This is a genomic window from Streptomyces sp. NPDC058457 (assembly GCF_042720695.1).
GTDB lineage: Bacteria > Actinomycetota > Actinomycetes > Streptomycetales > Streptomycetaceae > Streptomyces.
The window spans coordinates 36,635-45,390 of record NZ_JBHXLU010000095.1; the positions used below are offsets into that span (position 1 = coordinate 36,635).

Consider the following 8,756-nt stretch of genomic DNA (forward strand, 5'->3'; position numbering starts at 1 on the left):
TGATGTATTCTCTTGTGGAACGCTCATCAGTGAAACCGTGCGACGGGAGCCTGTCAATGGTCGGGATCGAAACTGCAGAGGACTCACAGACGGGCGGCCGCGGGGGACGCAGTTCCAACGCGGGCAACGCCACCGACAAGGCGCTCAACCTGCTGGAGGCCGCCTCGGCCCCCGGCTATCCGCACCGCCTGGGAGACATCGCGGCCACCGCGGGAGTGCCCAAGGCCAGTGCGCACCGCATCCTCCAGAACCTGGTGGCGACCGGTTTCCTGGCCTCCGACGGAGCCGGAAGCTACAGCCCCGGGCCGCGGATCCGCGCGCTCGCGGCCCGGATCACCCAGGGCTGCGAGGAGGACCAGGTGATGCGGGCCGAACTCGAAGTGCTCGGCCGGCGCATCGGCCACACCGTGCACATGGGCGTGCGCACCGGGGACGCGGTGACCCTGCTGGTCAAGGTGTCCGGACCGAACGCCGTACAGGACTCCTCCCGGGTCGGCCAGCAACTCGCGCTGCACACCACCGCCATCGGCAAGTGCGTCCTCGCCGGTCTGGCCGACGGGGAACTCACCGCTCTGGTGGACAGATCGGGGCTGCCGCCGCGTACGGAGAAGTCCCTCACCGACCTCGCCGGACTGCGCGCGGAACTCGCCAAGGTGCGCGAGCAGGGTTTCGCCCTGGACGACGAGGAGAACGAACTCGGCGTACGCTGCCTGGCCGTACCGGTCCGCGACGCCAAGGGCGCGGTCGTCGGCGCGGTCAACGTCTCGACGATCACCTTCCTGGAAACACGGGAGGCACTGGTGGGCTGGGCCGACACCGTGCGTACGACGGCGGAGGCGCTGCACGGCCTGCTGGGCTGACGCCCGCCTCTACAACCCCGCCTGTACAACAAGGTCCGGTGTGTACACCAGTCCATGATCCGCACGCTTATCTTTCGCGGCCGGCACCCAATTCCCCTTGCACGGATGCTGGACAGCAGGGCCCCGTTTCATCAGGGTTACACCACTGGGCCGATCGCGTCTCGTCCGCACTGCGGCCGAAGGACGCCCAGGCCCCGGTTCACCGGCCAGCCCCCGGTGGACCGGCACCACCTCAGTACCTGAGCCTCATCCTCGCGAGCAGCGGGAGCACCTCCGGTTCGTCGCCGCTCATCTCTCAGGACCGCCGGTTTCGCACGGCCCGCTCCGGCCGGCACCGCACGACGGTCCCCCGCGACGCACCCGACCCTCCGCACCTCCCGGCCCTCCGCCGGCCGACTCGCACCCTCCGTGAACACGCGCAGGTGGCCTCCCTTCCGGGCGCCGCCCGGGCCCCGCGACCCCCTCGTCCGCGCCCGGCACGTGCAGATGTTCCTCATGACACCCAGCTGCCCGCCTTCCGGCCCCTGTTGCCCTGGCGGACCTCCCGTGGCGCAAGGAGAAGTACATGCACTCCCTCGACCGCACCTCCCGTCGGCTCACACCCAGAACACTCCGGACCGCTCGCACCGGCCTCGTCGCCGCGTGCGCCGTGCTCTCCCTGACCCTGACCGCCTGCGGCGGCGGCACGAACGCGGCCACCGGCGCCCAGGGCACCGGCAAGGCGGTGCCGGGCGACACCCTGACCGTCGCCGAGCAGCAGGCCCCGCCCACGCTCAACCCGGGCAGCCTGGACCTCGGCTTCGTCGACTTCACGATGCTGTCGTACGAGTCGCTGTTCTACCTCTCCCCCGAGGGCACCGTGCAGCCGGCGCTGGCGAAGTCCTGGAAGTACGTGGGTTCCGGCAACACCGAGCTGTCGGTCACCCTGCGCTCGGGCGTGAAGTTCGCCGACGGCGAGGCGGTCACCGCCGACGCGGTGAAGGCCTCCCTGGAGTACGCGAAGAAGGCCCAGGGCAACCAGGCGCACTACCTGACGGACGCCACCATCACGGCCACCGGCCCGCTCACCCTGACCATCAAGCTGGCCAAGGCCAACCCGATCCTGCCCACCCTGCTGACCCAGTCGTACGGCATCGGGCAGATCATCAGCCCCAAGGGCCTGGCGGCGGCCTCCAGCCTCACCCCGACCAAGACCAGCCAGGGCGCCGGGCCGTACATCTACCAACCGTCCGACAGTGTGGCCGGCGACCACTACACCTACACCGCCAACCCCGGCTACTACGACAAGTCCAAGCAGCACTACAAGAAGATCGTGATCCGGATCGTGCAGAACGGCCAGACCGCGGTCAACGCCATGAAGACCGGCCAGATCGACGTCTACAAGGGCGACTACACCTCCGCCTCCTCGGCCAAGGCCGCGGGCATGTCCACCGTCGGCCTCCCGGTGATCCTCCAGGGTCTGAGCCTGATCGACCGCAAGGGCGAGGTGTCCAAGCCGCTCGGCGACGTCCGGGTCCGCCAGGCGATCAACTACGCCATCGACCGCGACGCCGTCACCAAGGCCCTGCTCGGCTCGGCCGGGACACCGACCGTGCAGACCGTCATCAAGGGGGGCGACGGCTACTCGGCCGACCTGGCGAAGGAATACCCCTACGACCCGGCGAAGGCCAAGCAGCTGCTCAAGGAGGCCGGTTACCCCGACGGCTTCACGCTGCCCGTCCTGGCCGCCACCTTCGTCGGTTTCGACACCATGGCCGAGGCGATCGCCGGCCAGCTCTCCAAGGTCGGCATCAAGGTGAAGGTCACCGCCGTCACCAGCATCACCTCCTTCGTCGAGAACCAGACCAACCACAAGTACCCGGCGGTCTCCGGCGGGTTCACCGAGGAGCCGATGTACCTGGAGGGCCTGGACCTCTTCATGCCCGGCTCGAAGGTCTTCAACGGCTTCGGCAGCACCGCCCCCGAGCTGACCGACCTGTTCGACAAGGCGGCCGCCGCCGAGCCCGCCGAGCGCGCGAAGCTCGACCAGCAGATGCAGGAGTACCTGGTGAAGAACGCCTGGTACGCCCCGGTCGCCTTCACCCCCGTCAACTACTACGTCCGCCCCGGCATCGGCGGAGTGAAGGTCAGCGCGGGCGCCCCCTTCGTGAGCCCCCTGGCCATCTACGCCACCAAGTAAGCGCTCCGGGCGGCCCCCGGCCTGACCACGGGGGCCGCCCGGCCCGAGAAAGGAGCGAGGTGAGATGCACAGGATCCTCTTCCGCTGGCTCGTCGGCGCGGTTCCCGTGGTGTTCGGCGTGACCGTTCTGACGTTCGTCCTGACCAGCCTGGTCCCCGGCGACCCCGGCCGCACCATCCTCGGCGCGAACGCGAGTCCCGCCCAGGTCAAGGCGCTCGACGCCCAACTCGGCCTCGACCATCCGCTGCCGGTCCGCTACTGGGACTGGCTGACCGCCGCCCTGCACGGAGACCTCGGCGACTCGATCACCTCCGGCGTCCCGGTGAGCGACCAGCTCACCTCCCGCCTGGGCACCACACTGTCGCTGATCGGCGGCGCGATCCTGGTCGCGGCCGTCGCCGGCGTCGCCCTCGGTGTCCTCAGCGCGCTCAAGGGCGGCTGGCTGGGGCGGGCCGTGGACGGCATCGCGCTGGTCGGCCTCGCGGTGCCGAACTTCTGGTTCGGGCTGGTGCTGATGACCGCGTTCGCCGTGCGGCTGCCGCTCTTTCCCGTCTCCGGGTACGTGCCGTTCACCGACTCGCCGGTGCAGTGGTTCGAGTCCCTCGTCCTGCCGGTGCTCACCCTCGGAGTGCCGGCCACCGCGCCCGTGGCCAAGCAGACCAGGGACGGCGTGCTGACGCAGCTGAACCGCGACTACGTCCGTGTGCTGCGCGCCCGGGGCATCCCGGAGCGCTCGGTGATCTTCCGGCACGTGCTGCGCAACGCGGCGGCGCCCATCGTCACCGTCCTGGGCGTGGTCGTGGTGACGCTGTTCGGCGGGACCGTGCTCGCCGAGACCCTGTTCGTCATGCCGGGCCTCGGCGGCCTGGCCGTGACCGCCGCGCAGACGCAGGACATCCCGATGGTCCAGGGCGTCGCGCTCGTCTTCACGGTCACCGTGATGCTGATCAACCTCCTGATCGAAGTGGTGTACGCGATGCTCAACCCGAAGGTGCGGACATGAAGGCCCCGGCGACCGCGAGCAGGACGGCGTCCGAGAGCGGCAAGGGAGGTCCTCGACGGGGCACGGCGCAGCGCGGCTTCACCGCCCGGCTGGTGCGCAAGCCCGCCGCGGCCGCCTCCGCCGGCTACCTCCTCCTCATCGTCCTGGTGACTCTGCTGGCCGGTCCGCTCGCTCCCTACGACCCCGACGAACAGGACCTGACCGCGGCGCTGCAAGGCCCCAGCGGTGCCCACCTGCTGGGCACCGGCGAACTCGGCCGGGACGTGCTCAGCCGGCTGATGCACGGCGGGCAGATCACCCTGCTCGGCGTGCTGATCACCCTGGCCGTGTATCTGCCCCTCGGTGTCCCGGCCGGGATGATCGCGGGCTACCGGGGCGGCTGGTTCGACCGACTCGTCCTCAAGAGCGCCGACCTGATCTCCGCCGTTCCCGTGATCATCGTCCTGCTGGTGGTCCTGTCGGTCTTCACGAACAACGAGAGCGCGGCCATGGCCACCAACGGCCTGCTCGGCGCTCCCCTGTTGGCCAGGGTCGTGCGCTCGGCGACGCTCGGCGTGAAGGAGGAGCTGTACGTCCGGGCGGCGGTGGCGGGCGGCATCCGCGACCGGGTGATCATCCGGCGGCACGTCCTGCCCCGCGTCACCGGAGTGGTCCTCGTCCAGGCCTCGGTGTTCGGCGCCTACGCCGTGCTCCTGGAGACCGGGCTCGGCTTCCTCGGCCTCGGCACCACCCAGGCCAGCTGGGGCAGCATGATCGCCGAGGCGTCCAAGAACATCGGCACCGACCCGTGGCTGCTGGTCCCTTCCGGCTTCATGATCATCAGCTTCATCCTGGCGCTCGGCCTGCTCAGCGACGGTCTGCGCGACACACTCGCGGAACGGTACGCGCCCCCGGCCGACAAGCCGCCGTCCCGCCGCATGGGCCGGCCGCGGGGAGCCGCGCCCGAGCCGGTGCGGGCCGAGGTCCCGGACGCCCCGCGAGTGATCGTGGAGCCCGACCCCGACGCGCTGCTGTCGGTGCGCGGTCTGACGGTGTCCCTGCGCATCGAGGGCACGCCCACCGAGGTCATCCGGGACGTGTCGTTCGACCTGCGGGCCGGTGAGGTGCTCGGGATCGTGGGCGAGACCGGCTGCGGCAAGACCGTCACGGCCACCTCGCTGCTGGGCATGCTGCCCGCCGGCGGCGAGATCGCCTCCGGCACCGTCCTCTTCGAGGGTGCCGACCTCGCCCTCGCCGACACCGCCGCGATGCGCCGCGTACGGGGCCGTCGTATCGGATGGATCTCCCAGGACCCCGTCTCCAGCCTCGACCCGTCCTTCACCGCCGGCGCCCAGGTCGCCGAGGCAGTGCGCCTGCACACCGGCTGCTCCCGCAAGCAGGCCCGGGAGCGCACCCTGGAGCTCTTCGCGAAGGTACGACTGCCCGACCCGGCCCGGGTGGCGGGCAGCTACCCGCACCAGCTCTCCGGCGGCATGGCCCAACGGGTCGGCATCGCCGCCGCGCTGGCGGGCGACCCGGCCCTGGTGATCGCCGACGAGCCGACCACCGCGCTCGACGTGACCGTGCAGGCCGAGATCCTCGACCTGCTGCGCGAACTGCAGGCGGGCGGCACCTCCATCATCCTCATCACCCACGACTGGGGCGTGCTGGCCGATCTGTGCGACCGGGCCGTGGTGATGTACGCCGGCGAGGTCGTCGAGGAGGCCGAGGTCACCGACCTCGTCACCACGCCCGCGCACCCGTACACGGCCGGCCTGCTGGGGTCCGACCCCCACCACGCCCTGCCGGGGCAGCCGCTGCCCGCCGTCGAGGGCGCGGTGCCGCCGCCGACGCAGTGGCCGGTCGGCTGCCACTTCCAGAACCGCTGCCCGCGGGTGACCGAGGCCTGCAAGGAGAAACCCGTCGTGATCTCCCATCTGGTCGAGCTGGAACGGTCGACGCGGTGCATACGGCCGCTCGAACTGATCGGAGGGGAAGCGCATGAGTGAGCTTCTTCGGGTACGCGGCCTGGACGTCACCTACCGCCGCTCCCGGCTGCGCAGCGGCGACGTCAACGCGGTACGCGGCGTGGACCTGACCGTGGGCCGCGGCGAGACCGTCGGCCTGGTCGGCGAGTCCGGCTCCGGCAAGTCGACCATCGGCTCCGCCGTGCTGGGGCTGGTACCGGTGACCGGCGGCAGCGTCGAGTTCGACGGCGCCGACATCACGCACGCCACCCGCGCGGACCGTCGGCTGCTGGCCCGCCGGATGCAGGTGGTCTTCCAGGACCCGTACGGCTCCATGAACCCGGCGCACACGGTCGGCGACACCCTCGCCGAAGCGCTCCGCTACAACCTGGGCCTGCCCGCGGACGAGATCCGCGAGCGCGTCCTGCGCGCCCTCGGCGACGTGGGCCTGCCGCCCGGCGCCGCCCACCGCTACCCGGCCGCCTTCTCCGGCGGCCAGCGCCAACGCATCGCCATCGCACGGGCGCTGGTCATGGAGCCCGACTTCATCGTGTGCGACGAGGCGGTCAGCGCCCTCGACCTCTCGGTGCAGGCGCAGGTCCTCAACCTGCTGGCCCGCCTCAAGCAGACGCGGGGCCTGAGCTACCTCTTCATCTCCCACGACCTGGCCGTGGTGCGCTATCTCAGCGACACCGTCGTCGTCCTGTACGCAGGGCGGGTCGTCGAGCGCGGCCCGGCGGCACTGGTCGCCGACCACCCCTCCCACCCCTACACCCGGGCCCTGCTGGCGGCCGCCCCGGTCCCCGACCCGATCGCCCAGCGCCGCCGGCAGGCCGAGCGGCGCCTCGCGAGCACAGCCGGCACGACCACCACGGCCACCGGACGCGTCGGCGCGGGCTGCGCTTTCGCCGCCCGCTGTCCGTTCGCGCAGGAGACCTGCTGGTCCGACCGGCCCGAACTGGTGGAGCACGACGGGGTCGCCGTCGCCTGCCACCGCAGCGAAGAGATCGCCGCCGGTACGGCCCGGCCCCTCCGATCGCCGGCCGGAGCCGCCTGACCACCCAGCAGGCCCCGCCTCTCCCACCACCCCACCTCACAAGGAACTCGATGACCACCACCGCCCCCGCCAGCTCCTTCGACATCGCCGCGCTCCTGCCCGACGGCACGCACCTCATCGCCGGCGAATGGGTCTCCGCCCGCTCCAAAGCCGTACTGGAAGTCAGCAACCCGGCCACGGGCGCCCTGCTCGCCCGGGTGCCCCGCGGCACGGCCGAGGACGTCGACGACGCCGTACGCGCCGCCGAGGCGGCCCTGCCCGCCTGGCGTGACACCAGCCCCGCTGTGCGCGGCGAACTCCTCTACCGCTGGGCCGAGTTGGTGCGCGAGCACGACGACGACATCAACCGGCTGGAGGCCATGGAGGTCGGCCACCCCGTCGGCCCCTCCCCCATCGCCGCCCGCCTCACCTACCTCGCCGGCAAGGCCGACAAGATCTTCGGCGACACCCTGCCCACCCGCTCCCCCGACCTGCTCGGACTGACCCTGCGGGAGCCCTACGGCGTCGTCGGCGCGATCATCCCCTGGAACGCGCCCGGCCCGATGACGGTGTTCAACACGGCCGCCCCGATCGCCGCCGGCAACACGGTCGTCCTCAAGCCCGCCGAGGACGCCCCGCTGACTGCGTTGTACCTGGCCAGGCTGGCGTCGGAGGCGGGGATCCCGCCCGGCGTCCTCAACGTCGTCACCGGCTACGGCTCCGAGGCCGGCGCGGCCCTGCCCGCCCACCCCGGCATCCGCAAGATGAGCTTCACCGGATCACCGGCCACCGGCACCGCCGTGATGGAGGCCTGCGCCCGCAACCTCATACCGCTGCAACTGGAGTTGGGCGGCAAGTCCCCGCAGATCGTGCTGCCCGACGCCGACTTGACGAAGGCGGTCCCGGCGATCGTGCGCAGCATCGTCATGAACAGCGGCCAGGTCTGCGCCGCCGGCTCCCGTGTCCTGGTGCACCCCTCGCTGCACGACCGGCTCGTGACCGAGGTCGCGGACGCCTTCCGCGCCGTCCGGGTCGGACTGTGGGACCAGCCCGTCGACATGGGGCCGCTCATCAACGCCCGCCAGGAGAAAAGGGTCCTGGACTACCTGACCGTCGGACGCGAGGAGGGCGCCGAAGTGGTCGTCGGCGGCGGCAAGCTGACCGGTGCGCCGTACGACGACGGGTACTTCGTCGAACCGACCCTCTTCGACCAGGTGCGGCCCGGGATGCGCATCGCCCAGGAGGAGATCTTCGGCCCGGTGTTGTCAGTCCTCACCTACGAGGACGAGGAGGAGGCCGTCGCCATCGCCAACGGCACCCGCTACGGCCTCACCGCCACCGTCTGGACCCAGGACGTCGGACGCGCGGTACGCCTGGCCCGCCGGGTCCAGGCCGGCCAGATCGCCGTCAACACCCTGGGCGACGGCGGGCCGGCCGGAGCGATCGGCGCACCCTTCGGCGGCTACAAGCACAGCGGCTTCGGCCGCTCGATGGGCCCCGACTACCTGGAGGACTGGACGCAGGTGAAGTGCGTGGTCATCAACGCCGGCTGACGCGGGTGGCCCCGCACCGCCCGTGCACCCCGTGGGGTGTCAGCTCGGCCCGTACCGACTCCAGCAGCCCGCGTACGGCGAACCTGGCCGGTCCGTAGGCGCTGTAACCGAATATTCCGATCAGCCCCGCAGCCGACGAGACCGCCACGACGCTGCCGTGCCCGCGCTCCACCATCCCG

At 71.5% G+C, this 8,756-nt stretch carries 7 protein-coding genes; 6 read left to right on the forward strand and 1 reads right to left on the reverse strand.

The window, feature by feature from the left end; translation table 11 throughout:
- Positions 1-56 precede the first annotated feature (56 nt).
- The 6 genes from ACFWPS_RS44365 to ACFWPS_RS44390 all read left to right on the forward strand — a co-directional run bounded on the left by ACFWPS_RS44365 (position 57) and on the right by ACFWPS_RS44390 (position 8,577).
- Complete coding sequence (locus ACFWPS_RS44365; RefSeq protein ID WP_383717232.1) at positions 57-860, forward strand: IclR family transcriptional regulator; 804 nt, start codon at positions 57-59, stop codon at positions 858-860.
- Between the two features lie 565 nt (positions 861-1,425).
- Positions 1,426-3,039, forward strand: coding sequence for an ABC transporter substrate-binding protein (locus ACFWPS_RS44370; protein WP_383717235.1), 1,614 nt, complete (start codon positions 1,426-1,428; stop codon positions 3,037-3,039).
- A 64-nt stretch (positions 3,040-3,103) separates the two neighbouring features.
- Complete coding sequence (locus ACFWPS_RS44375; protein ID WP_383717238.1) at positions 3,104-4,042, forward strand: ABC transporter permease; 939 nt, start codon at positions 3,104-3,106, stop codon at positions 4,040-4,042.
- On the forward strand, positions 4,039-6,030 hold the full coding sequence (locus tag ACFWPS_RS44380) for a dipeptide/oligopeptide/nickel ABC transporter permease/ATP-binding protein (protein WP_383717241.1): 1,992 nt from the start codon (positions 4,039-4,041) through the stop codon (positions 6,028-6,030). Before ACFWPS_RS44375 ends, ACFWPS_RS44380 begins: the two co-directional genes overlap by 4 nt.
- Positions 6,023-7,045: an oligopeptide/dipeptide ABC transporter ATP-binding protein gene (locus tag ACFWPS_RS44385; protein WP_383717244.1), complete on the forward strand. Its 1,023-nt coding sequence runs from the start codon at positions 6,023-6,025 to the stop codon at positions 7,043-7,045. Before ACFWPS_RS44380 ends, ACFWPS_RS44385 begins: the two co-directional genes overlap by 8 nt.
- Before the next feature lie 50 nt (positions 7,046-7,095).
- Positions 7,096-8,577 (forward strand): aldehyde dehydrogenase family protein, encoded by a 1,482-nt coding sequence (locus ACFWPS_RS44390; protein ID WP_383717247.1) that lies wholly within the window; start codon positions 7,096-7,098, stop codon positions 8,575-8,577.
- Here ACFWPS_RS44390 and ACFWPS_RS44395 read toward each other — a convergent pair.
- The coding region (locus ACFWPS_RS44395) for an SDR family NAD(P)-dependent oxidoreductase (protein WP_383717250.1) at positions 8,564-8,756 on the reverse strand (193 nt) is incomplete at its 5' end. The two genes, ACFWPS_RS44390 and ACFWPS_RS44395, sit on opposite strands and share 14 nt — an antisense overlap.

Excerpts from the sequence above, each read along its gene's own strand:
- ACFWPS_RS44375 (WP_383717238.1), top strand. The coding sequence starts at position 3,104 with ATGCACAGGATCCTCTTCCGCTGGCTCGTCGGCGCGGTTCCCGTGGTG.
- ACFWPS_RS44385 (WP_383717244.1), top strand. The coding sequence starts at position 6,023 with ATGAGTGAGCTTCTTCGGGTACGCGGCCTGGACGTCACCTACCGCCGC.
- ACFWPS_RS44365 (WP_383717232.1), top strand. The coding sequence starts at position 57 with ATGGTCGGGATCGAAACTGCAGAGGACTCACAGACGGGCGGCCGCGGG.
- ACFWPS_RS44380 (WP_383717241.1), top strand. The coding sequence starts at position 4,039 with ATGAAGGCCCCGGCGACCGCGAGCAGGACGGCGTCCGAGAGCGGCAAG.
- ACFWPS_RS44370 (WP_383717235.1), top strand. The coding sequence starts at position 1,426 with ATGCACTCCCTCGACCGCACCTCCCGTCGGCTCACACCCAGAACACTC.
- ACFWPS_RS44390 (WP_383717247.1), top strand. The coding sequence starts at position 7,096 with ATGACCACCACCGCCCCCGCCAGCTCCTTCGACATCGCCGCGCTCCTG.